The following is a 24,468-nucleotide window of genomic DNA, read 5'->3' as shown; positions in this document are numbered from 1 at the left end:
CCCAGAGAAATGCGTTTTTTCTCTTTATCGTAATCGAGTACAACCACGTTAATTTTTTCGCCAAGCTCCAGCACCTCTTCAGGGTGATTGATCCGGCCCCAGCTTACGTCAGTAATGTGTACCAGTCCATCTACACCACCGAGATCAACAAATACTCCGAAAGAGGTAAGGTTCTTCACAATACCTTCCAGCACCTGGCCTTTCTCCAGTTTGCTGAGGATCTCGGTTTTTTGCTGCTCCATGTCACTTTCAATGATGGCCTTGTGGGATACCACAATATTCCGGAAAGCCGGATTAAGCTTCACCACTTTAATGTCCATCGTCTGCCCCACAAAGGCATCATAATCCTTTATGGGTTTTATGTCAATCTGCGATCCCGGCATGAAAGAATCCAGGGTCATAACCTCCACGATCATTCCGCCTTTGGTGCGATCTTTCACGTAGCCTTCCAGGATCTTCCCGGTCTCATAGGCATCTACGATCGTATCCCATGCACTTTCGGCCAGGGCCTTCCTGTGGGAGAGAATGATCTGGCCGTTCTTGTCTTCCTTGGTTTCGACAAGCACCTCTACCTCATCTCCGGGTTGCAGGTTTTTCTTGTATTTAAATTCAGAAAGCGGAACCAATCCATCGGATTTGAATCCAATGTTCAGCACCACATCTTTATCAGTAATGGAAACAACTTTTCCTTTTACCACTTCTCTTTCCTGAACATCGCTCAGGGTTTCCGCATAAAGTTTTTCCAGATTATCGCGTTCATTGTCGCTGTAATCATCCATGCCTCCTTCGAACTTGGTCCAGTCGAAGTCCTGTTTTGGAGGATTCTTGTTTTCTGAGCTGACCACTTTTGCTGATGGTGCGGGCTCATCTTCTTTGGCTGGTGCCTTCTTTTCTTTATTACCAGCTTCGTCTTGTGGAGTTTCAGCCTTTTCTTCAGCCTCTCCCGTGGCCCCTGTCTTTACAGGTTCAGGAGAAGGCTCTGCGGCTGGTTTTGCGTCATCCTCTTTGTTGGAGACGTTGGCCGTTGGCTCTTCTGCTGCGTTTTCAGAAGGCTCGTTTTCCGGCTCGCTGGCTGGTGTTGGCGTAATTTCTTCAGAAGTTTCTTCCTCCGCCTTACCGGCTGGAGCGGTTCCTTCTTTTACAGGCTTTGCCTCTTTTGCCTTATCGGCTGAGACATCACCTGCAGGTTGATTCGCAGATGGTTCGTGAAATTGTTTGTTTTGATCTTCAGTCATTCAGTGAAATCCTCCTTTTTATAGAGTATTAATTTTATAGGGACTTTTTTTGAGAGCGCAAAATTATAAAGAATGTGGATGAAACCTGTATCTGCTTGTCCTTTAATTTAATTCATTGTGGATGAACAGGAAGGATACTTCAAACCATATTCGTTAGCCCAACCCGGATGATTCGTGTAGTTATTCCTGTAATCACTCCCGGTGATCCCGCGTCATAGCTCTTGCCAGGCCCAGATCTTCCGGTGTGGTAATTTTAATATTTCGCTGCTCCCCTTCTATGACGGTTATTTCATAACCTGCTTCTTCCACCACCGAGGCATCATCCGTAAATCGCTCCTGATAACCCTGACTGTAAGCTGTCTTTAACATGCCAATTTCAAAAACCTGTGGAGTTTGTACTGCTACCAGGGAATTCCGGTCAATGGCCCGCCACTTCCCGTTAACGTTTTGTCGCACAGAATCAGAGATGAGTGTACCGGGTACCGCAGCACCCGTCTCCCTTGCCTTTTTAAAAGCGCGATGTATCAGATAAGGGGAAACGAATGGACGAACAGCATCATGAATGGCCACAAAATCCGCATTTCCCGGCAACGTATTAATGCCATTCCTGACAGAATGAAAACGCTCCTCACCACCGGAAACCAGGGGTGCAAGAATTGGAAATTTAAATTGCCTGCAAAGATTTTCCCACATTGGCCAATCCTGCCGCGCCATCACGATCAGTATTTGAATGCGCTGGTCATAATCGTAGAATGCTTTGAGCGTGTGCATCAGAATGGGCATTCCTGCTATTGGCAGAAATTGCTTGGGAACATCCGTATTCATGCGGGTACCAGATCCGCCCGCCACCACTATTACCCATTCCGACATTTGCTAGAGAATAAACATAGCATCACCATAATCCCTGAACCGGTATTCTTCCTTTATAGCCTCTTTGTAAGCCTTTCTCAATAATTCCGGACCCGCAAAGGTTGCCGTAGATATGTAAAAGGCAGACTTAGGCTCGTGGAAATTGGTTATCATGCAAGTAGCAATATTGAAGTCATGAGGAGGAAAAAGGAACTTCTCAGTCCATCCTTCTGATCCCTTTAACATTCCATTGGATGAAACGGAGGATTCGATGGCGCGCATGGTGCTATTTCCTACCGCACATATTCTCTTCTTATTGCGCTTGCCTAGATTCACCAATTCAGCAGTCGCCTTGGGAACAATATAATTCTCCGAGTCCATTTTATGCTTAGAAAGATCTTCAACTTCGATGCTCCTGAGGGAACCCAGGCTCAGATGAAGCGTTACCTCCGCGATCACTACGCCCTTAATCTCGAACCATTTTAATATCTCCCGGCTAAAATGAATTCCGGAAGCTGGCGGAACGACTGCTCCTGTTTGGGCGGCAAAAATGGTTTGGAAGGATTCTGCATCCTCGGGCTCAGCAGTTCGCTCCATATATTTTGGCAGAGGAGTTTCCCCAAGGCTATGGAGTGAGGCATAAAATTCATCATCCTCTGCATCATTAAGAAAACGAATGGTCCGGCCACGCGAGGTAGTGTTGTCAATCACTTCGGCAATAAGGATCTCATTTTCTTTTTCTCCGAAATATAATTTGTTGCCAACCCTGATTTTCCTTGCAGGATCAACCAATACATCCCAAAGGCGCTGCTCTTTATTAAGCTCACGCAGCAGGAAAACTTCGATGCTTGCCCCGGTTTTTTCTTTTTTCCCGTACAGACGGGCAGGAAAGACTTTCGTATTATTTACGATCATCACATCACCTTCATCAAAGTACTCCACAATGTCCTTGAAGGTGCGATGCTCCATCTTCCCGGTATCCCGGTGTAATACCATTAGTCTCGACTCATCCCTGTAGGGCGCAGGATACTTGGCTACAAGGGATTCAGGTAATTCAAAATTGAAATCAGATAATTTCATTGTCTGCTTATATTTGCGAAAAGGCGTGCAAAATTAACAAAATGCTTCTCAGGGCTTACACAGAACTTTGCATTATCCTTTAATAATCTTCTTAAACCTCTCAGTAGCCTGCCGGTTCGCATAGTAGGGCAAATTATTTCCACCGTTTCAATTATCGCAAAAACCAACATTTACTAAATTGAAAATCAGCCTGATAAGAGCGCTTATTGTAGAGAGCATAAGCTCTGCGCTTATCAATTTTCGCTCAAATATTCTCCGCACTTTCCTCTCCCTGCTGGGAATCACGATTGGCGTTCTATGTATTATAGGGATTCTGGCAATGGTGGATTCACTGGAAAAGAATGTTCGGTCATCCATCTCTAGCCTGGGAGATAAAGTTATTTATATCCAAAAGATCCCCTGGATCATGGGAAACGAGTTTGAATGGTGGAAGTATAATAATCGCCCCCCGCTCACCTATCGCGATATGCAATTGCTTCAGAAAAGGTATCCGAAAGCTGAAGCTATCACGTACTACCGCTGGCTCTCTGACCAAACGCTGAAGCATGGTGATCATTACGCTCAGAACATCACCATTATGGCTGTAACATACGATTATAATGAAGTGAATGAGGTGAAGGTGGCAAGCGGTCGTTATTTTACAGAATATGAAATGAACCTGGGGTCGCCCGTCATTATTCTGGGCGTTGAAATAGCAAATGCGCTATTCCCCCAACAGGATGCGATTGGGCGCCAGTTGAGGATGATGGGCCGCAAACTCACAGTCATCGGGATCCTGGAGCAACAGGGGAACAACATGTTTATGGGAGGCAACCTTGACCGGCAGGGAATTGTCCCGATCAACTTTGTCCGCTCCTTTGTACCCGTGGGGCAGGGATTTATGGCCAACTACCCTATCGTAGTAAAAGGAGGGGCTGATCAGGATATAGATGAACTGAAAGAAGAAATTCGTGGAAACATGCGCTCTATCCGTAAACTGAGCCCCCGCGATGAAGACAATTTTGCACTGAACGAGGTTACACTTATTTCTTCGGCCTTCGATCAGATCTTTGGCATACTCACGCTGGTAGGATGGATCATTGCAGGTTTCTCTATACTGGTGGGCGGTTTTGGAATTGCGAATATTATGTTCGTAACAGTCCGGGAGCGAACCAGCATCATTGGTATTCAGAAGGCGCTTGGCGCTAGCAAAATGTTCATTCTTCTCCAGTTTCTGGGCGAATCCGTGATGCTGTGTATATTAGGTGGCCTGGCGGGCATTGCTGTTGTTTATTTCGGCTTGCTCATCGTTAGTGCTACAATGGATCTGACGCTGCAACTCAGCCTCGAAAATATACTGATCGGAGTGGGTCTATCCAGCGGCATTGGCATTATAGCCGGACTGGTGCCGGCACTTCAAGCTGCGAGGATGGATCCCATAATGGCAATACGCTATAAAATGTAGACCGTAGTGCGCTGCCTATTCGCCAATGATTTTCTCTAAACTTCTTTTCCGCAGTTGGTACAGATCCCTTCCTCTGATTTTTGAGGCTGGCCATAGAGCATCAAAGAATGGTTTTGAACATTGAAGTTGAGCAGATCGCCCATCATATTCTGGATCTCCTGGATGCGCGGATCGCAGAATTCAAAGACTTTGGTGCAATGAACGCAAATGAGATGATCATGCTGGCGGTAACCGTAGGATTTCTCATAAAGGGCTACATGGTTCCCAAACTGATGCTTTACCACCAGATTGCAGTCTAAGAGCAAATCGAGCGTATTATAAACCGTGGCCCGGCTCACGTGGTAGTTTTTGTTCTTCATCTGCAGATAAAGCATTTCCACGTCAAAATGGTCATTACGCGAATACACCTCATCCAGGATCGCAAAGCGTTCAGGCGTTTTGCGGTGTTTCTTCCCTTCCAGATATTCTGAAAATATGTCTTTTACGTCCTCTTTGGGTTTCAGTGCGGTCATTTTTGAAAGCTAATTCTGCTCAAAGTTAGGGTTTGAAAGCGGTAGTCTCAGGTCTGAGGCAACGTCTCCTCCACATCAAAACGGGAAACGGTATCTATTCCACTGATCTTTTTGATCTTTTGAATAAGCTGCTCCAGGTGCTCTGTGTCATAGATCAGCAGAATGATGGACCCTTCGAAGGCCCCGTCTTTTGATTCCACAGTGATAGACTGCATATTCACCTTCAGTTCTTTGGATACAATGTCAGTGATCCGGCTCACAATTCCCAGACTGTCGAACCCGATCAGCCTCACACCCACGGGAAAGGTCTTCACATCCTTAATCTCCATCGCAGCCCATTTGGCCTTGATAATTCTGTATCCATAATTTGACATCAAGCGAATCCCGTTCGGGCAGTTAGTCCGGTGGATTTTAATGCCGTCTCCAATAGTAATAAACCCAAAAATATCATCACCTGGAATGGGATTACAGCATTTGGAAAAGGAATAATCGAGATCTGTATCTCCACCCACTACCACCATATCCGGCTTAACTGCTGGCGGAAGGATCTTTTTTGATTTCTTTTTCGGTTTTCCGTTAGTAGGTTCCGGTTTCTTGACTTCCAGCGACTGAAAAATATCCATTGCAGTTTTCAGCCTATGCGAATCAATTTTTCCACTTCCAATATTGTAAAAAAGATCCAGGGAGGATGGAAGGTTAAAGTACCGGGAAAGTCGTAGCAGCTTGTCATTGGAAAATTTCACCTTAGCCGAGCGCATTTTCCGGGAGAGAATCTCTTTCCCTACATCGGCAATTTTCCGCTTGTCCTCTTTCAGTGCTGCTTTGATCTTAGAGCGGGCCTTGGCCGTGACTGCAAATTTGAGCCATGCCTCATTGGGTTTCTGCTTTTTGCTGGTGATGATCTCTACCTGGTCTCCGTTTTTCAGCTTGTAACTTAGGGGCACGAGTTTATGATTCACCTTAGCTCCGAGGCAGGACAACCCTACATCAGTATGAATTTCAAATGCAAAATCCAGGGCAGTGGCATTTAGCGGCAAAGTATAGATGTCACCTTTGGGGGAGAACGCAAAGACCTCGTCCGAAAACAAATTCAGCTTAAAATCATCGAGAAAATCCAGTGCATTGGCTTCAGGATTTTCAAGCAATTCGCGAATCTTTCTTATCCATTCCTCAAGGCCCGTTTCGCCTGATTCGTTTTCCTTGTACTTCCAGTGGGCGGCATATCCCTTCTCCGCTATCTCGTCCATTCGCCTGCTGCGGATTTGCACCTCCACCCACTTTCCCTGCGGCCCCATGACCGTTGTATGCAACGATTCGTAACCATTTCCTTTCGGTGTGCTGATCCAATCCCTGATGCGCTCGGGATTGGGGGTATAGCTGTCGGTCACAATGGAATATACTTGCCAGCAATCGGCTTTCTCTGTTTCGATTTCGCTGTCCAGGATGATCCTTACGGCAAACAGATCATACACTTGCTCAAAAGGAATATCCTGCTGCCGCATTTTATTATATATAGAATAAATTGATTTGGTGCGTCCTTTTATTTCATACCGCAGATTTTCTTCGGCAAAGGCCGCCTGCAAAGGCTCAATGAACTTTCGTATGTATTTACTCCGCTGCGTTTTGGATGATTGTAGTTTTTGTGAAATATCTTTATACACCTTGGGTTCAGTATACTTGAGGGCAAGGTCTTCCAATTCGCTTTTAATGGCATAGAGTCCCAGCCGGTGGGCCAGCGGTGCAAAAAGCACCAGCGTTTCTGAGGCGATTTTTAGCTGCGAAGTTCTGGTCATGGCTTCCAGCGTTCGCATGTTGTGCAGGCGGTCAGCGAGCTTCACCAAGATCACCCGCACGTCATCCGCCAGGGTGAGCAGAATCTTCCTGAAGTTCTCAGCCTGCATGGAATTCGTCTTGCCCACCACACCGGATATTTTGGTGAGGCCATCAATAATGTTGGCGATTTTAGCCCCGAAGATTCCTTCAATATCTTCCAGCGTAATGTCGGTGTCCTCTACCACATCGTGCAGCAAAGCACAAACAATGGAAGTAGTTCCCAGGCTGATCTCCCTGGCGCAAATTGTTGCCACCGCCAATGGATGAAAAATATACAACTCCCCTGATTTTCTTCGCATGCCCTGGTGTGATTCCAGCGAATAGCGAAATGCCTGGCGAATGACCCGTTTATCTTCTTTAGTAACCTGTGGAGGGCAGTTCCGGAGAAGATTTCTGTAGGCATTGAGAATCCGGTTCCGCTCCAACTCTGCATCACTTATCTGCATATTCCATATTCATTATTGAGAAAACCTGAACTACTCCTTTTAAAATTCAACTACTATGCTGCATTATGGTTTTTAAACCGCTTATTTCAATTCCCTTCAGCATGTCAATAATAACGATATTTACCGCTCCTGAGCATTGAAGATCAGTCGTCCGGAAAGATACCAAATTCCCGGAAATTTTGTCTTGAATTTTTTCCCGAAAAAATGTGGTGTCCTTTTAGATAGCAGGGCATCTTTTTTAGGAAAACCGCGCTGTTGACGACTTAGACAATCCGGGCGGCAAGTTCGCAAGAGAACTGTAATTTTGCGGCCTTTATCCAGCGGATGTGGCGGAATTGGTAGACGTGCCAGACTTAGGATCTGGTGCCGCAAGGTGTGGGGGTTCGAGTCCCCCCATCCGCACTTTTCCTGTTTTTATTAAAATTTTAAATTCTAAATTTAATCGTGGATATTAATTTCCGGGAGCAGCAGGGCTTAGATGCCGTTTTGTCAGTAAAAGTAAGCCCTGAGGACTATGAACCAGGTATTGAAAGCAACATCAACACTTACAGAAAAGATTTAAAACTACCCGGCTTCCGGCCTGGGAAAGTGCCGAAAGGCATTGTCAGAAAATTGCTTCTTGAGCAGATGAAGCGGGAGCAGGTAGAAAAGGCAGTGCAGGAAGGAGTAAAGAATTTCTTTGATGATCAAAGCATGGACCTTCTGATGGGGCCTGTATTGAAAAGTGATGATTCAAAGATTGACTGGAAAGCAGATTCCAGCTTTGAGTTTACTTACGAGATAGGCATAAAGCCCGATGTGAAAATTGATACGCAATTGCTCCAGGGTGTGCTGCTGCATAAGGTAAAGGCAGAGGAAAAAGACTTGGACCGGCAAATAGAATTGATGCGCGAGCAGGCAGCATCCAAAGAAGATTATGAAGAAGTGCCGGATCAGGATGAGATCCACGTGATCCTTAAAATGCAGGAGATGGCTGACGAAACCACTCCACTCGAAGGGGGCGTACAAGCAGAAAAAACGCGGACGTTAAAAGACTTTCCTGATAATTTGAGGAAGGAACTTATTGGAAAGAAGATGCAGGCAGAGTTTAATTTAAACCTGAGAGAGCTTCTTACTTCCAAAGAATTAGAGTCCTTACTGGAAATTGATGAGCATACGGCCACGGATCTTGCGGATCTGTTTCAGATAAAAATTAACGGAATTTATTCCTCTACACCTGCTGAATTAAATGAGGCATTCTTCAAAAGCATATTTCCTGATAAAGAAATTACGGATGAAGCAGCTTTCAGAGCAGAATTGAAGGAACTTACCGAACGCTATTTTCAGCAGCAGAGCCAGCACATGGCGCGCCACCGGATCAAGGATACGCTGCTGCAGAATACTCCGATCACCCTGCCTGAAAATTTCCTAACCAATTGGCTGAAACGAAATGCCGGTGACAAGCAAAAGGATCAGGAAAAGGAAGAATTCAAGAAAGAATTCAAGGCATTTACAGAGGAAGTCAAATGGAACCTCATCAACGAACGGATTACGAAGGAACAGGATATAAAAATCGAAAATGAGGAGATCGCGAGATTTGCCTACGAGATGGTACGCAGCCAGTTTGCCCAATACGGCATGGGCGCAGCCGGAGACGAAATGATTAATCCATATTTAAAGAATTATCTTTCAAAAGAGGAAAATATCGCTCAGGTAACGGCCGCTATCCGGGACCAAAAAGTACTGGATTATCTTGAGAAGGAAACCCAATTCACCGAAGAGGAAATTTCACTGGAACAATTCAGAGAATTAGAGCAACATCATGATTAAAACAAAAAACAATGAGTAAAGACCCGTTTGCCAAAGAGTTTAAGAAATACGCAGTAGGCCACCAGGGAATCAGCAGCATGACGCTGGATGGATATGCGAAACAATATAATTACATCACCCCATACATCCTGGAGGAGCGGCCAATGAACGTTACCCAGCTTGATGTTTTTTCCCGCCTTATGATGGACCGGATAATATTCCTGGGTGTACCTATTTATGACGATGTGGCCAATATTATCCAGGCGCAATTGCTTTTCCTGGAATCACTGGATAATAACCGGGGCATTCAAATCTATATAAACAGTCCGGGCGGATCTGTGTATGCAGGTCTTGGGATCTATGATACGATGCAGTATATCAATCCATCTGTGGCGACCATCTGTACCGGCATGGCGGCTTCTATGGGAGCTATTCTTTTGTGTGCCGGAGAAAAAGGCAAACGTTCCTGCCTCAAACATTCCAGGGTTATGATCCACCAACCGATGGGAGGTGTGCAGGGACAAGCATCAGATATAGAAATATCAGCTCGTGAAATTCTGAAGACAAAAGAGGAACTTTACCGGATCATTGCGGAAAGAACCGGACAGGATTTCGATAAAGTACAAAAAGATTCAGACCGAGACTATTGGATGACTTCAGAAGAAGCCAAAGAATACGGAATGGTGGATGAAGTGCTGACCAAGGAAAGCTCACCTGAGAAGAAATAAATGAAGAAAGATAAATATTGCTCCTTTTGCTGGAGAAACAAGGAAGAGGTCTACCTCCTGATAGAGGGGAAAGAAGGTTTCATCTGCGACCGGTGCGTGGCCGAAGCTGAAAAGATCATTGAGGCTGAGCAGGCCAGCAGAACGCAGAAGGCCTCGCTGATCCGCCTGATGAAACCCACCGAAATAAAGGAGCATCTTGACGAATACGTGATTGGGCAGGACCAGGCAAAAAAGGTGATTTCGGTTGCCGTCTACAATCACTATAAGCGTCTTTCCAGGATCATGAAGGGGCAAGCGAATGAGATTGAGATTGATAAATCAAACATTCTTATGCTGGGCGAAACCGGCACCGGCAAAACATTGCTTGCCCGTACCATCGCCCGCATCCTTGAAGTGCCTTTTTGCATTGCAGATGCCACGGTAATTACCGAAGCCGGCTATGTGGGTGAGGATGTAGAAACAATCCTGACGAGGCTTTTACAGGCTGCTAACTATGACGTTCAATCGGCTGAAAGGGGGATCGTTTATATTGACGAGATTGATAAGATTGCCCGGAAAAGCGACAATCCTTCAATTACGCGCGATGTGAGCGGTGAAGGAGTGCAGCAGGCCATGCTCAAGTTGCTTGAAGGTTCTATTGTGTACGTTCCGCCACAGGGTGGACGCAAGCATCCTGAGCAGAATTTAGTAGCCATCAACACCAACAATATATTGTTTGTGTGCGGTGGGGCTTTTGACGGCTTAGAGCGCTCCATTATGAAGCGGATGCAATCGCAGGCCATTGGATTTAAGACATTATTTGAGAAGGAAAATGTATTGGATAAAGACAATATATTCCGCTATGCAAATGCGCACGATCTCAAGAAATATGGCCTCATCCCGGAATTGATCGGCAGATTACCGGTCATCACCTACCTGGATCCGTTGGATAAGGCAACGCTGAAATCTATTTTGCTGGAGCCGAAAAATGCGCTGATCAAGCAATATGAGGAACTCTTCAGGCTGGAGGGAGTAAAATTTGAGGTGGATGAAAACGTGATAGACTATCTGGCAGAGCAGGCAATGGATCTGAAATTAGGCGCGCGCGGGCTCCGTTCGCTTCTGGAATCCATTCTGTTGGATCACATGTATGAGATTCCATCAAAGGATGATATTCAGGATTTTCGGCTCACGATTGACAATGTGAAAACAAAGCTGAGCGAATCCAACCTGGCGCTACTAAAAGTGGCGTAAGGAATATCAAGCCGGGCATCATTCGGATATCCGCCTTTCCTGCAGCTTCACCTTTTCCCGGAAGAATATTTTTGTCGTTTCCTGAAAACTGGCCGTAAAGTCAGATACCAAAAAGTCATGATCCGGAAACGAATGATCCGCAAGTTGCCTTCGTTTTTCCAGCTCCGATTTTAACTCTTGCGCCACCGCATCTGTGCTGTCAATTACATTCACTTTCCCCCCATAGTATCTTTCAATCTCCGGGCGGATAAGCGGGTAATGTGTGCATGCCAGGATAAGCGCTTCTATCTCATTAAGACCTGGCCGGGAGAGATAATTATTGATGATCGTCTGGCTGATCTTGTTATTGAAAAAGCCCTCCTCAATCATGGGTGCAAGCAAAGGGGTGGCGTGGGCAGTGACCTGGACATTCTTTCTCAGGGTACGCAATCTTCTTGGGTAAATGCCGGTGCGGATGGTTCTGCGGGTTCCGATTACGCCTATACTTCCATTGGTAACTTGCTGCAAGGTGAATTTTACCACCGGGTCAATCACATTTATAATGGCCATTTCCCCTCCGAAACTTCGCTCCAGTTCGCGAAAGGCCACAGCAGAAGCCGTGTTGCAAGCAATGATTATCGCTTTGCAATCTTGCCGAATGAGGTATTCCACAATATTGCGGGAATAGGTGCGAATGGCATGGGAGGATTTATCTCCATAGGGCAGATGTGCCGTGTCTCCATAAAACACAACGCGCTCTGAAGGAAGAAGCCTGACCACTGAATCAACAATGGTCAGGCCTCCTATACCTGAGTCGAATATTCCAACCGGCCTGTTGTCTGCTGATTTAATCGCCAAGTTGTGCTTTTACTAATGCCATAAGATTATAGGATTCATCATTAAAAAGCATCAATCCGCTACTCGTATCAATAACATAGGTATAACCATTGTCTGTGGCTACCTTCTTAATTGCTTCGCGAACATCTTTAAGGATGGGCTCCAGCAGCGACTTTTCCCTTGCTGTTAAATCGTCCTGAGCTTCCTGCTGAAAGCGTTCGATCCTTTCCCGGAGCTGAGTGATTTCGCGCTCTTTATCCTTGCGAACTGCATCACTCATGGTATTAACCTCATTATAATAGGCCTCAACTTTTCTGTCAAGCTCCCCGGCCATATTCGTGATCTGGGTTTCCAACTGCGTCCCATGTTTTTCAAGATCATCCTTTACAGTTTGCACTCTCGCCATGGACTGGAGCAATTCATTTACATTGACATATCCGATTTTTTGAACTTTCGCTTCTTGCTGAGCTGTAGCGGCCAATGGCACAATTAAAGCAAAGAAAAAGAGCGTCCTGAATACTAATTTCATTTGTTATAGTTTAAATTATGTGTTTAAAATATTTCTACTCTTCCACGTCTATCTGAATGCCCATTATATCAAGAATTTCATCGCTCCTGTCATATTTGGCATTTGTATACAGCATGGTGGTAGTGCCGGATTTATCAAGAATAAAATCCAGTGATTCTTCTTTTGCGAGCTCCTGCACAGCATCAAATATTTTATCCTGAATCGGTTTTATAAGTTCTTCCCGTTTTTGGAATAATTCACCTTCTGGCCCGAACTTGTTCCGCTTAAAATCATTCATTTCCTTTTCCTTTTGAACGATAGCGTCTTCTCTTTTCTTCCGGGCTTCTTCGGGTAGCAGAACCTGCTCTGCCTGATAATCTTTATACATTTTATCAATTTCCTCCATCATTGATTCAATTTCCTTTCGCCACTGAGCGCCCATTGCGTCAAGTTGCTTTTGTGCAGAGCGGTAATCCGGTACATTGTCAAGGATGTACTCCGTATCAATATAGACGAAACGCTGTGCCTGGGCAGGTACAGAAATGATGGAAAAGGCTAGGCAGACAAGGGCTGCGGCAAATATTTTTTTCATAGATTTTTTTATTGGATCGGTGATTTTACAGAAAATGTACCAAATGGTTTTGGATGAAAATGCTGCAAACATCAGAATTGCTGGCCAATAGAAAGATGGAATTCCCCACTCCGGTTTCGTTGTCCGATATGCGGCTGATCAAATGGAAAACCATAATCAACACCAAATAGTCCGAAGAACGGAAGGAAAATCCGAACGCCTACTCCTGCGGATCGCTTGACCTCAAAAGGACTGTATTCATCAAAACTCATAAAGCTGTTTCCAGCTTCGGCAAAGATAAGCCCGTAAATAGTAGCGGAGGGATTGAGGGATAATGGATAGCGCAATTCCAGCGTAAACTTGTCAAAGATCGTTGCACCTTGTGTAGAAGTAGGCGTCACGGCACCATTTGCATATCCCCGAAGTGCGATAATATCCCGGCCATCAAGATTGATATTACTAAGGCCATCACCCCCCAATTCATATCGCTCAAAAGGCGTAATACCCAATTCGCGATTATAAAGTCCCAGAAAACCAAAGCGTGCTTCTGCCTTTAACACAAATTTTTCAATTACCGGGGCATACCACGTTGCATCAAAACTCCATTTATGGTATTCCAGCCATTTATATTTTTCAGCAGGCGTTTCATAAATTTTATCTGAAAACAGGGAATAAGGCGGAGCAATTTCACCGGCAATAGAGAAGCTTGACCCGCTATTGATCCATATAGTGCCATCCAAAGAGTTCCTGCTCAGGATGAAATTATAGTTTATATTATTTGATGTCCCGTTGGAAAAACCAGGAAAAATGCTATAATTTCTAAGTGAATAGCGCTGGTAGGAAATGGCCTGATAAAGCGTAAACCAGTCGTCAGGCCATTTCAATCTTTTGCCTAAACCCAGGGTAGCGCCAGAAGTCTGCAATCTGTTATAGAGCGAGTCGTCCTTTCCCAGTCCGCTGGGTGTAAAGCTTGAATGATAAAATGAAGTGGTGAGGGCGTTGGGCTTTCTTCCGCCAAACCAGGGCTCCGTAAATGAAAATGAATAGTTCTGATAAAAACGTCCGTTCGATGAGGCCCTGAGGCTGATGCGCTGTCCATTTCCCGAAGGAATAGGTTTCCACGCATCTTTATTAAAAAGATCCTGAATAGAGAAGTTATTAAAGGAAAGGCCGATCGTTCCAATCACCTGACCTGCACCCCAACCTCCTTGAAACTCAATCTGGTCCGTGGATTTCTCCACTACTTTGTACTCCAATTCTACAGTTCCATCCTCTGGGTTTGGTTTTGGCGCTACGTCTAACAGCTCCTGGTCAAAATACCCTAACTGCGCCAGTTCTCTTGTAGAGCGGATGATATCGCTTCGATTAAATTTATCTCCGGGCCTTGTCCGGATTTCCCTGAGTATTACATGATCATGGGTCTTTGTATTGCCGCTCACCGTCACGCGGCTCACCGTGGCCTGTGGCCCCTCCATTATCCTGATCTCTATATCAATGCTGTCATTCTCTACACCCACTTCCACAACATTATACCGGAAAAAGAGATAACCGTTATCCATGTATAAAGAAGAGACATCGTATCCCTCAGGATTCAGCGAAAGATTACGCTCAAGAAGGGTAGGATTGTATACATCTCCTTTGTCTATCCCTATAATATCCATCAGCATTTTTGTACTGTACTTGGTATTTCCCGTAAAAGCTATATCACGGTAATAGTATTTGTCGCCTTCTTTTACGGTAATATCTATCTTCAGGTTCTTTTCATCCATTCTATAAACAGAGTCAGTTATGATGGAGGCGTCCCGATAGCCCTCACTGTTGTAATAGCTGATGAGTTGTCGCTTATCATTTTCATATTCCTGAGGAATAAACTTTGAGCTTCTGAAGGGATTCCAGAACTGTTTTTCCCTGGTCTCTCTCATGCTCCCTTCCAGCTTTTTATCCGGGATCGCATCATTTCCCAGGATCTCAATTTCTTTTATCCTTATTCTTTCCCCACGATCCACATGGATAATGAGCCGGACACTATTGTTGTTGAAAAGCGAATCAGGCTTAGCTACTATTTCTACATCAGCGAAATAGCGTCCTTTCTCTATATAGTAGTTTTTAATCCGGGAAGAAGTATTCTCCCGCAATTGCCGGGTTACAATATCTCCCCTTTTGATATTCAGTTCATCCCGGAGCTTATTTGATTGTGACTTATTTAGTCCTTCAAATGTGAATTGTGCCAGGCGTGGGCTGGTTTCTACATATATGTTCAGGTAAATATCCCGTCCATCCACTGAATCGGCATTGATCTCAACAACAGAAAAGAAATTCTGCTTCCATAATTTTCTTATGGCATTTGCGATCTCATTGCCCGGTATTTTGATTTCTTCTCCAACCGTGAGCCCCGAAAAGGCAATCACGACATTGCTGCTATAAGATTCATCTCCGCTAACTTCTATACCTTTTATGGTGTAAGTAGATGGCATTGAATAGTCTCCGATCTGGGCAGACGAAAGCGTGAAAGTGAAAGCAACTATAATTAAAACTGAAAATAATTTCATTGAATACGAATAAGTTGTTCGCTGGTTTTACCAAATCTTCTCTCCCTTCTTTGGAAGTCGCCAATTGCAGTGTATAAATCTTCCTTCGAAAAGTCCGGCCAAAGCTTTTTAGAAAAATGCAATTCAGTATAAGCGGATTCCCATAGCAAAAAGTTACTGATCCTGTATTCTCCACTTGTTCGTATTAGAAGTTCCGGATTTGGGAACGGGGCAGTTGTAAGGTGCTGAGAAATACATTTTTCATCTACTTCATCTATCCTGAGCTTTCCATTCTCCACCTCTTCTGCAATTCTCCTGGTGGCCTGGATCAGGTCCCATCGTGCACTGTAATTAAGCGCAAGGATCAGAGTGAGCCGTTGATGGTGCTTCGTAGCTTTTTTAGCTTCCATTAGCTCCTGGTAGCAACCGGCAGGAAGACGATTAATATCGCCTATAGTTTCTAATTTAATATTGTTGTCATTAAGCGTTTTGATTTCCTTCCTGATAGTATGAACCAATAGTTCCATCAGGGCTGTCACTTCAGCTTTGGGTCTTTGCCAATTTTCGGTCGAAAACGCGTACAAAGTGAGGTAGCGTACTCCTAATTCTGCGGAAGCCTCCACACAATTCCTGACTGCGACCACACCATTGCTGTGGCCAAAAATGCGGTTCTGTCCCTTTTCCTGAGCCCAGCGCCCGTTCCCATCCATAATGATTGCAATATGGTGGGGCAGTTTATTCTTATCAAGTTGAGATAAAAGAGTATCAGACATGAAGATTTGGCGTCTGCGAAAAGGAGGTCAAAATTAGCTAAAAGACGGGACAATCAGGATTTTTGATTCGGTAGGCGATCGTGATGCCGCTGAATATATACCAATCTGTAAGATCATTATTTCCCCGCTGTTTACCTGCGGTTCCGATTTGATCTGCTGAGCGATCCGCCAGGCCTGCCGTCACGGCCCCATTTCTTTCCAGCAGCAGATCAGGATCAAAATATTCGGTACTCACATCATCAAGATAATCGGTAAAAGTTTTTCGGAAACCTATCTCAATTGAAGCGTTGAAATGCCTTGTAAGGGTATACTTAAATCCTCCGCCCAGGGGAATGCTGAATTGCCATCGGTTGTACTTTTTCCCTCCCCCTAAATTTTGACCTTCCGTGTTGAGTGGCTGAAGCTCAATGGTCGTTTGCTCTCCCTCCTGCCCGGTGAAAGTTGTTTTAGGATTAAAATGAAACCCGGCAATACCAATAAACAGAAACGGTGTAAACTCCCGCGGCTTCAAACCAGTAGCAAATGCCAGGAAATTAAATTCCAGCATCGCACTTCCTTCCAGGACGGGCGAAAAGAAACTTAAATTCCGGGTTTGAAGATACTCCAGGTTTGAGTCATTGCCGGAAATACGACCATAATGTACACCCACTTTCCAGGCAAAAAAAGGAGAGACGTTATTTCGAAAAAATATTCCACCTGCAGGATGAGATTCTTTCAGGATGGGCCTCGGAGCCATATCCCCCTGATAATTTGCCGCTCCTACAAGAAAACCATACTCATATTTCTGCGCCCGGATAAGGTCAGGATAGAACAAAAAAGGAAGGAAAAGCAGGATGGGAATAATTCGTAGCATGTATACGCTAACAGTACTTCGCTAAAAAAATTGCTTAAATGCAATTTTCAGACAATAACAAAAAATGGTGACAATTGGATCAAAACCCGTAGCATACATCCCTGTAGAAGGAATAGGTAACGGTAAATCCTGCAAAATGATACCAGTCAAAAGTGGATGAGTTTCCCCTGTCCACGTGAGGCCCAACTTCAAGTGGTTCTCCCAGTACTTCACCTGTCCGGTTCGCCAACCTCGCAGCAAGTGGCCCGTTTTGCGCTCTAAGGAGTTGATCCTCCACGTAGGTCTGACTGATATCGTCCAGATAATCATTGTAAGTGAACCGCGGGCCAATCTCCACTCCAATATTCATGTGGCCGCTTATGGAAAATTTAAGGCCGGCCCCAAAGGGGATACTCAGTTGCGTGAGATTATACTTTTTTCTATTCTGATACTGCGTCAATTCCTGGCCTTCGGTTCCTAAAGGCTGCAACTCCACATATTCTTCTTCGAAACTGCCATCGCTTGCTCTTGTGGTAATAATAGCTTGAGGATTATAGCGATATACACCCAACCCGGCAAATATGAACGGTGCGAAATTCCATTTAGTCCCGGTCTCATACTCCATGAGATTATATTCGAACTGAAGTCCAAACTCCAACAACGAGCTTCTGAAATTAAGATTTCTGATCCGGTTTTCTTCCCTTTTGGCATTTTCATCTGATCCTGAGATCGAACCATAATAAATATGGCCCTTCAGGGCAAAACGCCTGGATATATTGTATCTCACCAGACCTCCACCGGCCAGATGAGATTCGCTCCAAACCACCACACCAGGCGTAAGCTCTCCGGTATAATTAGAACCGCCTAAAAAAACTCCGGCTTCCCAGTATTGTGATTGTGCAATATTGGGAAGCCACAGTAAAAGAAGGAATGCGAGAATTTTATACATCTATTATTTTAAAAATCTTTACAGCTATACTTTCTGAAGGTTTTTGTCAAGGTGAAGCCCACGAATACATACATATCCATATCGTTTGGATCTCCTCGCTGAGCGCCTTCGGTATGGCGATTCAGTCCCAGTTCCGGAGCCCTTGAAGAAAGCTCGGCTGCTTTGGGGTCGCGCTGCTCCAAAGCGTCCATATCAGGATAATCATCGCTCACATCATCAAGGAAATCAGTGAAAAGCTTCCTTTGGCCGACCTCAAAACCGAGGTTCCAAAGCTTTCCTAAGTTGTACTTCACACCAATTCCATAAGGAATGGCGAACTGATACAGCGAGTAGGGATCTCCACCCGGAAGGTTTTGGCCTTCCGTACCCAGAGGTTGCAGTGCGATCGTATTTCCTGCCGCATCATCAGTTTTGGGATTGAAGTAAAAGCCAGCCACACCTCCAAAAACGTAAGGAGCGAATTTATATTTCTGGCTACCGCTTATATAAGGCAAAATGTTCAGCTCCATTTGAAGCGAGAGTTCCGTTACATTGCTCCGGAAACTCAGATTCCTTTTTTCCCTACCATCTTCAGGATGATTTTTATCATCCCCGGATATCCATCCGGTATAAAGGCTTCCTTTGAAATTTAACCTGGGATTGAAGTAATAGCGATATAAACCTCCAAATCCCGGTTTCGTCTCACTAAGCGTGAGTGCAGGAGCCGTTAAATCTCCCTGATAAATGGCTGCTCCAACAAAAAGACCTACTTCATGGTCCTGAGCAGTAGCGGTTGTCATCAACATTCCTGTAGCTGCGATGCACAAAATTGTTTTTATCAATTTCATATTAAAGATGTTTTTTCTCCCAATTTTTAAAGAGGCGGTAAATTTACATGATTCTTCCATTTCACCAAAGACTTATGATTTTAATTGTTCCGCGAATCTATGCCCCACATGAGTTTATTCCGCAATGTACTGATGAAATTTTGGTTATGAAAGCGAATCAGGTTCATCGTAAAATCTGCCTTGGACACCGCCAATTGCCATGAGTAGTCAATAATTTCTGATCTTGAATCCAATGAAACCAAATAATTGCTTCCTCTGCCACTAATTTCAAAACTGATAATGCTTTCATCTGAAATCACAATGGGCCTTACATTCAAATTATGGGGTGCAACGGGGGTTATGGAAAAAGTTTTTGAGCCAGGGAAGATAACAGGCCCACCGCAACTTAACGAATACGCGGTAGATCCGGTTGGCGTGGAAACGATTATCCCATCTGCCCAATAGGTGTTAAACATGTCTCCGTTCAAAAAGGTTTTTATGATGAGCATTGAGGTATTATCCCGCTTATGAATGGTGAAGTCATTTAGCGCATAGTTCATTTTAAAAAGCTCCTTGTCGCAATTACATTTCAAAAGAGTCCGTGCTTCTATATAATAGTTTCCTGCACGTAAATCCTCTATTGCAGTCTCGACCTCACTCTCCGGTGTATTCGAGAGAAATCCCAGGCGACCGGTATTAATGCCTCCCACCGGGATTCCTGAATCTCTTACTAATAGCAAAGTTTCAAGAAGGGTTCCATCCCCGCCTACGCTCAACACATAGTCAATGCTGTTGGCTACAAGATCCTTATAGCCTTGCAGTACCTCTCCTTCATACTTTACCCCGCCTTTCTCTTTCAGTTCTCTGGCAAGTGATTCAAAAACGAAAATCCTGAAGTTATTGCGGGCGAGACTGTCGAACAGTCTTTGGAGAGTGAGTACGGTTGAGGATTTATATTCTCTTGAAAATACAGCGATCTTCATACACTTCAAAGCTCGTTAGCCTGTTATAGCCAAAGAGGCTGCTAAATGTTCAGATACTTCATAAGATGATCGAAACGATCTTTGAGATCATCCTGCTGCAACTCGTTGAAGTGAAACACGCTCACCTCATATTCATAGCGTTGAAAGGTCGCAATGATATTTTTCATGAATAAGGAATTAAGCTTCAATGTGACCGTCAGTCTGCTGGCATCCGCATTCTGACTCAGATAGTAGCTGAGAATTTTTGCGTTATTCGATTCTACGATATGAGCAATCTCAGACAAGGAAAAATCTCGTACAGGCATTACGAGCGTAATAATGCCGCCAGGCTCATTAAAGGAATATTGCAGGGCAAGGTGTTCTAATAAAGTATCGGTTCTTATAGTTCCAGCGTACTCATAATCCTTTAAAACGGCTATAGCACTTAAATGATTTTCAACACTGATCTTTACAACATCCAGAAAATGAATGTCTTCCGGCACGCTGGCTTTGATGAAATCATTTTCCAGTTCTTTGATGGTCTGAGAGGAATCAGGATGTGAGACACAGGCCACTGAAGCCACCATTCCCAGGAATTTTCCTTTCCTGACAACCGGAAGATGGCTAATGCCGAATTCCAGAAAAAGCTGCCGCGCTCTGCTGATCTTGCTTGATATCAGGAGAACCGGTATGGACTGCGTTATGAGATCGCGTGAAATCATAATTGGTCTCCTGAATGTATCAATACTTTCGAAAGGAATTGCTCCAGGATCTGGTTGAATTCATCAGGTCTTTCCATCATCGGTGCATGCCCGCATTTATCTATAAAGTGCAGCTCAGAATTGGGTAAAAGGTCATTAAATTCTTCTGCTGCTTCAGGAGGAGTGATCTGATCATTATAGCCCCAGATAAGACATGAAGGGACATTGATCTTGGTAATTTCTTTCCGGAGGTTGTGGCGAATTGCTGATTTGGCCATCGCTATGATCTTCATTGCCCGTGTTCTGTCATTTACAATTCCGAATACTTCATCCACCAACTCTTTTGAGGCAGTGCCCGGAGAATAGAATGTAAACTCTACCTTTTCCTTGATAAACTCATAATTGTTGCGCTTAGGAAATGTTCCACCCATCGAACTTTCGTACAATCCGGAACTTCCGGTCAGGATCATGCTGCTGACGCGTGAACTGTGCTGAAGCGTGTAAATAAGTGCCACATGGCCACCAAGCGAGTTACCCAGCACATTGACCTGCTGATACTGCTTGAATTCCATAAAACGATGGATAAAATTGCTGAGTTCACCGACAGTAGCCTTGATCATCGGCATCTTGTATATCGGCATTATGGGTATTACAACCTTGTAATGCTTAGAGAAATAGGAAAGAACATCACGAAAATTACTCAGCGCTCCGAAAAGCCCATGCAACAAAAGTATAACCTGTCCTTCCCCTTCTTCTACGTATTCAAAATTGTTTTCTTGCTTAACGCGAAACTCCATTACACGGGCAGTTAAAGGTTTTCAAAGATAACAGAATTATAAAATTCCCAAATTTAACGGAACGGCCCGGAGCCAGTTCTCTACAAGTGTTTGGCCATCCGTGGTAAGAATAGATTCAGGATGAAATTGATGGCCCCATATCAAATGATCCCTGACTGACAAAGACATTGGTAAACCCTCCTTTGTTCTTGCTGTAATCTCAATCATATCATTTTGCTCACTTTTAAGACAAAGCGAATGATATCTCGTGACGGAAAAAGGAGAAGTTATATTATGAAACATGGCATGTCCATTATGAAATATCTGCGATACTTTTCCATGAAAAGGTACTGGTGCCTTGATGAGTTCCATCCCGGCAAATTGCCCAATAGCCTGGAACCCAAGGCAGATTCCCAGAATCGGCACCTTCCCCGCCATCTCCTCCAGAAGCCGGAAAATAAAAGGATGATCCTGTGGCGACTGGGGTCCCGGAGATATGACGATGCCTGACAGCGGCATATCTGACAATCTCCCAATATCCGCTTCGTCCTCCCTCACCACAATGCACTGCGCACCTCCGGCCTGCAAATAATGCCAGAGATTGTAACTGAATGAATCGAAACAATCTAGTAAAAGTATCATGACAATTCAAAATGGAAATGGCCTGAAAAGCTTTGCTCTATTTCCTTCACCATATCCTGAAAGTGCGGCAAATTAGCCGTAATACTGTCAATCAGCCAGGGAGAGAAATCCTCCAGAAGAGGATAAAGAGTGGATCCATTCCGGGTTTCAGCAGGTACTAGGTCGGCCAGCGCGAAAAGCCAGAAGAGCAGCCCCACAATAAACAGCGCCTTTACCAGCCCCAATAGCAAACCAAAAATCCTGTTAAAAATATTGAGTTGCATCACTTTTAATGCACCCTCAATGGCTTTCCCCAGGAATATTACAGCGATGAATATTGCGGCAAATACTGCAAGATACAAGAGGAGCTTAAACATATTGGAATCCTGCCAGCTAACCGGCATCAAATTCACAAACTCATGTGCCAGCTTCAGTGATCCAATCACTCCCGCAATAAGGGCGATCAATGAGAATATTTCAGCGAGAATGCCCTTGCTGAAACCACGCACCATCAACAAGCCCACGGGTAGCAACACAAGGATATCAAGAATATTCATCCTTTTAACAACTCACCTGCAATTCGTGAAATTGTTTTGCCGTCCGTTTTTCCGCCCAATTCTTTCATGGCCAGCGGCATCACTTTGCCCATCTCCGAAGCATCGCGCGCTCCCGACTTGCTGATGATCTCCCTTAACCTTTCCCTTACTTCATCCTCGGCCATTTGTTTGGGAAGATATTCCTGGATCACTTCAAGCTCTTCCTTTTCGTCCTGTGCCAGTTCCGGCCTGCCCTGTTGCTCGTAAACTTCCAGCGATTCCTTCCTTTGTTTTGCCAGCTTCTGTAACATTTGCAGCTCCTTTTTCTCATCTATTTTATTAGTGCCGCCTTTCTCTGTTTGCGCCAAAAGCAATTCTGCCTTTATCGCACGCAGCCCTCTGAGCCTGGCCTGATCCTTTTCACGCATGGCCTGCTTCAGGTCCTCATTTATCTTATCAAGTAATGCCATAATTTTAAATCGTTCTAATTCAATGTTAATACTTAAATCACTCCTTGTTCAATCATGGCATCCGCCACTTTTGTGAATCCGGCTATGTTGGCCCCGTCCACATAATTTCCTTTCCGGCCATATTGTTCCGCTTTCAGCAGGCAAGTGTTATGAATGTTGCGCATGATCACCCTGAGCCGCACATCCACCTCTTCTCTTGTCCAGCCAATTCGGGCGCTGTTCTGCGCCATTTCCAATCCTGAAACTGCCACACCTCCTGCATTGGCCGCTTTGCCGGGAGCAAAGAGAATTCCGGCATCCTGAAATATGGAAACCGCCTCTGGCGTACAAGGCATGTTGGCGCCCTCTGATACCAACTTCACTTTATTTCTTAACAGGTTTTGCGCATCCTTCTTTCCAATCTCATTTTGCGTAGCGCAGGGGAAGGCACAATCTGCCTTTATATCCCACATCGGATTTCCATCCTTGTCCGTGTCGGTTTCAAAATATTCCGCCTGCGGATATTTTTCAACGTATTCCTCAATCCGCCCTCTTCGTTCATTTTTGAGATCCATTACGAAATTCAATTTCTCCTTATCAATGCCTTCCCCATCATATATGTAGCCGGCAGAATCAGAAAATGTAATTACCCGTGCACCCATGTCTATCAGTTTTTCAGCACAATACTGGGCAACGTTTCCGGCACCGCTCACCAGGCAACTCTTGTCCTTCAGCGAGTCACTATGAACTTCCAGCATATCAGCCGCAAAGTATGCAGCGCCATATCCGGTGGCTTCAGGGCGAATGAGGCTTCCGCCCCAACTCATGCCTTTGCCGGTGAGCACTCCGGTAAACTCATTTCTGATCTTCTTGTATTTGCCAAAAAGGAATCCTATTTCCCTCAGCCCCACGCCAATGTCGCCAGCCGGAATATCAGTGTCATTGCCAATGTGGCGGTATAATTCATTCATAAAGGACTGGCAGAAACGCATCACCTCCATGTCCGATTTTCCTTTTGGATCGAAATCAGCCCCTCCTTTTCCTGCACCAAGGGGCAGCGTGGTAAGCGCATTCTTAAATATCTGCTCAAATGCCAGGAACTTTATCGTATCAAGCTTTACGGACGGATGAAAGCGCAATCCCCCTTTGAAGGGACCGAGGGCACTGTTCATCTGTACACGGAATCCGCGGTTAATATGAATCTCGCCTTTATCATCACTCCAGGGAACCCTGAACATAATGACCCGTTCGGGCTCCACGATCCGTTCAAATATCTTTTGATCACGATATTTCTTTTCTTTTCCAAGCACCGGGTGAATTGATTCCAGCAGTTCCTCTACAGCCTGGTGAAATTCATTTTCATGCGGATTCTTCTCCTTCACCATCTCCAGCAGATCTTTCATCTATATATTGCGTTATACGCCTTGTTAAGCGGGTGTAAAAAACGGCCCGAAAATATGACATCTGATGACAAAGCAGGTAAGAAAAAACG

The 24,468-nt window shown here is 44.7% G+C and carries 24 protein-coding genes and 1 tRNA gene; 5 read left to right on the top strand and 20 right to left on the bottom strand.

Features of this window, described 5'->3' with window-relative positions; genetic code table 11:
* From WD077_15615 to queA, 3 genes are all read right to left on the bottom strand, one after another.
* Nucleotides 1–1,235 (bottom strand): S1 RNA-binding domain-containing protein (locus WD077_15615; protein ID MEX0968659.1); only part of this gene is annotated, 1,235 nt, incomplete at its 3' end.
* A gap of 192 nt (nt 1,236–1,427) precedes the next feature.
* On the bottom strand, nt 1,428–2,105 hold the full coding sequence (locus WD077_15610) for a 2-C-methyl-D-erythritol 4-phosphate cytidylyltransferase (protein MEX0968658.1): 678 nt from the start codon (nt 2,103–2,105) through the stop codon (nt 1,428–1,430).
* A gap of 3 nt (nt 2,106–2,108) precedes the next feature.
* Nucleotides 2,109–3,164, bottom strand: a complete 1,056-nt coding sequence (gene queA / locus WD077_15605; protein MEX0968657.1) for a tRNA preQ1(34) S-adenosylmethionine ribosyltransferase-isomerase QueA — start codon at nt 3,162–3,164, stop codon at nt 2,109–2,111.
* 178 nt (nt 3,165–3,342) lie between these two features.
* On the opposite strand from queA, the gene WD077_15600 reads away from it, so the two are divergent.
* Nucleotides 3,343–4,608, top strand: a complete 1,266-nt coding sequence (locus WD077_15600) for an ABC transporter permease (protein ID MEX0968656.1) — start codon at nt 3,343–3,345, stop codon at nt 4,606–4,608.
* Nucleotides 4,609–4,643: 35 nt separating this feature from the next.
* Here WD077_15600 and WD077_15595 read toward each other — a convergent pair whose 3' ends face one another.
* Nucleotides 4,644–5,120, bottom strand: a complete 477-nt coding sequence (locus WD077_15595; GenBank protein ID MEX0968655.1) for a transcriptional repressor — start codon at nt 5,118–5,120, stop codon at nt 4,644–4,646.
* A 47-nt stretch (nt 5,121–5,167) separates the two neighbouring features.
* Nucleotides 5,168–7,399, bottom strand: coding sequence for a bifunctional (p)ppGpp synthetase/guanosine-3',5'-bis(diphosphate) 3'-pyrophosphohydrolase (locus WD077_15590; protein ID MEX0968654.1), 2,232 nt, complete (start codon nt 7,397–7,399; stop codon nt 5,168–5,170).
* Nucleotides 7,400–7,719: 320 nt separating this feature from the next.
* Between WD077_15590 and WD077_15585 the strand changes: the two genes are divergently transcribed.
* The 4 genes from WD077_15585 (at nt 7,720) to clpX (ending at nt 11,148) form a co-directional block, all read left to right on the top strand.
* Nucleotides 7,720–7,801, top strand: a tRNA-Leu gene (locus tag WD077_15585).
* 42 nt (nt 7,802–7,843) lie between these two features.
* The gene (locus WD077_15580) at nt 7,844–9,208 is read left to right on the top strand and encodes a trigger factor (GenBank protein ID MEX0968653.1); all 1,365 of its coding nucleotides are present in this window, start codon (nt 7,844–7,846) and stop codon (nt 9,206–9,208) included.
* Nucleotides 9,209–9,219: 11 nt separating this feature from the next.
* Complete coding sequence (gene clpP, locus WD077_15575; GenBank protein ID MEX0968652.1) at nt 9,220–9,915, top strand: ATP-dependent Clp endopeptidase proteolytic subunit ClpP; 696 nt, start codon at nt 9,220–9,222, stop codon at nt 9,913–9,915.
* Nucleotides 9,916–11,148 carry an ATP-dependent Clp protease ATP-binding subunit ClpX gene (clpX, locus tag WD077_15570; GenBank protein ID MEX0968651.1) on the top strand — a complete coding sequence of 411 codons (1,233 nt, stop codon included), beginning with the start codon at nt 9,916–9,918 and terminating at the stop codon, nt 11,146–11,148.
* An 18-nt stretch (nt 11,149–11,166) separates the two neighbouring features.
* On the opposite strand, the gene murI is transcribed toward clpX, so the two are convergent.
* The 15 genes from murI to gdhA all read right to left on the bottom strand — a co-directional run bounded on the left by murI (nt 11,167) and on the right by gdhA (nt 24,379).
* Nucleotides 11,167–11,985 (bottom strand): glutamate racemase, encoded by an 819-nt coding sequence (gene murI / locus WD077_15565; protein MEX0968650.1) that lies wholly within the window; start codon nt 11,983–11,985, stop codon nt 11,167–11,169.
* Nucleotides 11,975–12,493, bottom strand: a complete 519-nt coding sequence (locus tag WD077_15560) for an OmpH family outer membrane protein (GenBank protein MEX0968649.1) — start codon at nt 12,491–12,493, stop codon at nt 11,975–11,977. Before WD077_15560 ends, murI begins: the two co-directional genes overlap by 11 nt.
* A gap of 34 nt (nt 12,494–12,527) precedes the next feature.
* Nucleotides 12,528–13,064 carry an OmpH family outer membrane protein gene (locus WD077_15555; GenBank protein ID MEX0968648.1) on the bottom strand — a complete coding sequence of 179 codons (537 nt, stop codon included), beginning with the start codon at nt 13,062–13,064 and terminating at the stop codon, nt 12,528–12,530.
* A gap of 71 nt (nt 13,065–13,135) precedes the next feature.
* Nucleotides 13,136–15,592, bottom strand: coding sequence for an outer membrane protein assembly factor BamA (gene bamA, locus WD077_15550; GenBank protein MEX0968647.1), 2,457 nt, complete (start codon nt 15,590–15,592; stop codon nt 13,136–13,138).
* A complete protein-coding gene (locus WD077_15545) occupies nt 15,589–16,344 on the bottom strand; it encodes an isoprenyl transferase (protein MEX0968646.1) in 756 nt (251 codons plus the stop codon). The genes bamA and WD077_15545 overlap by 4 nt, the downstream gene beginning before the upstream one ends.
* Before the next feature lie 37 nt (nt 16,345–16,381).
* Nucleotides 16,382–17,197 (bottom strand): DUF6089 family protein, encoded by an 816-nt coding sequence (locus tag WD077_15540; GenBank protein ID MEX0968645.1) that lies wholly within the window; start codon nt 17,195–17,197, stop codon nt 16,382–16,384.
* A gap of 79 nt (nt 17,198–17,276) precedes the next feature.
* On the bottom strand, nt 17,277–18,125 hold the full coding sequence (locus WD077_15535) for a DUF6089 family protein (GenBank protein ID MEX0968644.1): 849 nt from the start codon (nt 18,123–18,125) through the stop codon (nt 17,277–17,279).
* 8 nt (nt 18,126–18,133) lie between these two features.
* On the bottom strand, nt 18,134–18,952 hold the full coding sequence (locus WD077_15530) for a DUF6089 family protein (GenBank protein ID MEX0968643.1): 819 nt from the start codon (nt 18,950–18,952) through the stop codon (nt 18,134–18,136).
* Between the two features lie 80 nt (nt 18,953–19,032).
* Nucleotides 19,033–19,914: an NAD kinase gene (locus tag WD077_15525; GenBank protein ID MEX0968642.1), complete on the bottom strand. Its 882-nt coding sequence runs from the start codon at nt 19,912–19,914 to the stop codon at nt 19,033–19,035.
* Between the two features lie 41 nt (nt 19,915–19,955).
* The gene (locus WD077_15520; GenBank protein ID MEX0968641.1) at nt 19,956–20,615 is read right to left on the bottom strand and encodes a CBS domain-containing protein; all 660 of its coding nucleotides are present in this window, start codon (nt 20,613–20,615) and stop codon (nt 19,956–19,958) included.
* The gene (locus tag WD077_15515; GenBank protein ID MEX0968640.1) at nt 20,612–21,391 is read right to left on the bottom strand and encodes an alpha/beta hydrolase; all 780 of its coding nucleotides are present in this window, start codon (nt 21,389–21,391) and stop codon (nt 20,612–20,614) included. Before WD077_15515 ends, WD077_15520 begins: the two co-directional genes overlap by 4 nt.
* A gap of 36 nt (nt 21,392–21,427) precedes the next feature.
* The gene (locus WD077_15510; GenBank protein ID MEX0968639.1) at nt 21,428–22,012 is read right to left on the bottom strand and encodes an aminodeoxychorismate/anthranilate synthase component II; all 585 of its coding nucleotides are present in this window, start codon (nt 22,010–22,012) and stop codon (nt 21,428–21,430) included.
* Nucleotides 22,009–22,548 (bottom strand): CvpA family protein, encoded by a 540-nt coding sequence (locus WD077_15505; protein ID MEX0968638.1) that lies wholly within the window; start codon nt 22,546–22,548, stop codon nt 22,009–22,011. Before WD077_15505 ends, WD077_15510 begins: the two co-directional genes overlap by 4 nt.
* Nucleotides 22,545–22,997 carry a GatB/YqeY domain-containing protein gene (locus tag WD077_15500; protein MEX0968637.1) on the bottom strand — a complete coding sequence of 151 codons (453 nt, stop codon included), beginning with the start codon at nt 22,995–22,997 and terminating at the stop codon, nt 22,545–22,547. The genes WD077_15505 and WD077_15500 overlap by 4 nt, the downstream gene beginning before the upstream one ends.
* A gap of 32 nt (nt 22,998–23,029) precedes the next feature.
* Nucleotides 23,030–24,379, bottom strand: a complete 1,350-nt coding sequence (gdhA, locus tag WD077_15495; protein MEX0968636.1) for an NADP-specific glutamate dehydrogenase — start codon at nt 24,377–24,379, stop codon at nt 23,030–23,032.
* Nucleotides 24,380–24,468 lie beyond the last annotated feature (89 nt).

This window comes from Bacteroidia bacterium (assembly GCA_040880525.1).
Classification (GTDB): Bacteria; Bacteroidota; Bacteroidia; order CAILMK01; family JBBDIG01; genus JBBDIG01.
Note: the sequence above shows the minus strand (reverse complement) of the source record. Positions and strands in the feature narration are given on the sequence as shown.

Excerpts from the sequence above, each read along its gene's own strand:
- WD077_15610 (MEX0968658.1), bottom strand. The coding sequence starts at position 2,105 with ATGTCGGAATGGGTAATAGTGGTGGCGGGCGGATCTGGTACCCGCATG.
- queA (MEX0968657.1), bottom strand. The coding sequence starts at position 3,164 with ATGAAATTATCTGATTTCAATTTTGAATTACCTGAATCCCTTGTAGCC.
- WD077_15595 (MEX0968655.1), bottom strand. The coding sequence starts at position 5,120 with ATGACCGCACTGAAACCCAAAGAGGACGTAAAAGACATATTTTCAGAA.
- WD077_15590 (MEX0968654.1), bottom strand. The coding sequence starts at position 7,399 with ATGCAGATAAGTGATGCAGAGTTGGAGCGGAACCGGATTCTCAATGCC.
- clpP (MEX0968652.1), top strand. The coding sequence starts at position 9,220 with ATGAGTAAAGACCCGTTTGCCAAAGAGTTTAAGAAATACGCAGTAGGC.
- clpX (MEX0968651.1), top strand. The coding sequence starts at position 9,916 with ATGAAGAAAGATAAATATTGCTCCTTTTGCTGGAGAAACAAGGAAGAG.
- WD077_15560 (MEX0968649.1), bottom strand. The coding sequence starts at position 12,493 with ATGAAATTAGTATTCAGGACGCTCTTTTTCTTTGCTTTAATTGTGCCA.
- WD077_15555 (MEX0968648.1), bottom strand. The coding sequence starts at position 13,064 with ATGAAAAAAATATTTGCCGCAGCCCTTGTCTGCCTAGCCTTTTCCATC.
- bamA (MEX0968647.1), bottom strand. The coding sequence starts at position 15,592 with ATGAAATTATTTTCAGTTTTAATTATAGTTGCTTTCACTTTCACGCTT.
- WD077_15545 (MEX0968646.1), bottom strand. The coding sequence starts at position 16,344 with ATGTCTGATACTCTTTTATCTCAACTTGATAAGAATAAACTGCCCCAC.
- WD077_15540 (MEX0968645.1), bottom strand. The coding sequence starts at position 17,197 with ATGCTACGAATTATTCCCATCCTGCTTTTCCTTCCTTTTTTGTTCTAT.
- WD077_15535 (MEX0968644.1), bottom strand. The coding sequence starts at position 18,125 with ATGTATAAAATTCTCGCATTCCTTCTTTTACTGTGGCTTCCCAATATT.
- WD077_15530 (MEX0968643.1), bottom strand. The coding sequence starts at position 18,952 with ATGAAATTGATAAAAACAATTTTGTGCATCGCAGCTACAGGAATGTTG.
- WD077_15525 (MEX0968642.1), bottom strand. The coding sequence starts at position 19,914 with ATGAAGATCGCTGTATTTTCAAGAGAATATAAATCCTCAACCGTACTC.
- WD077_15520 (MEX0968641.1), bottom strand. The coding sequence starts at position 20,615 with ATGATTTCACGCGATCTCATAACGCAGTCCATACCGGTTCTCCTGATA.
- WD077_15515 (MEX0968640.1), bottom strand. The coding sequence starts at position 21,391 with ATGGAGTTTCGCGTTAAGCAAGAAAACAATTTTGAATACGTAGAAGAA.
- WD077_15510 (MEX0968639.1), bottom strand. The coding sequence starts at position 22,012 with ATGATACTTTTACTAGATTGTTTCGATTCATTCAGTTACAATCTCTGG.
- WD077_15505 (MEX0968638.1), bottom strand. The coding sequence starts at position 22,548 with ATGAATATTCTTGATATCCTTGTGTTGCTACCCGTGGGCTTGTTGATG.
- WD077_15500 (MEX0968637.1), bottom strand. The coding sequence starts at position 22,997 with ATGGCATTACTTGATAAGATAAATGAGGACCTGAAGCAGGCCATGCGT.
- gdhA (MEX0968636.1), bottom strand. The coding sequence starts at position 24,379 with ATGAAAGATCTGCTGGAGATGGTGAAGGAGAAGAATCCGCATGAAAAT.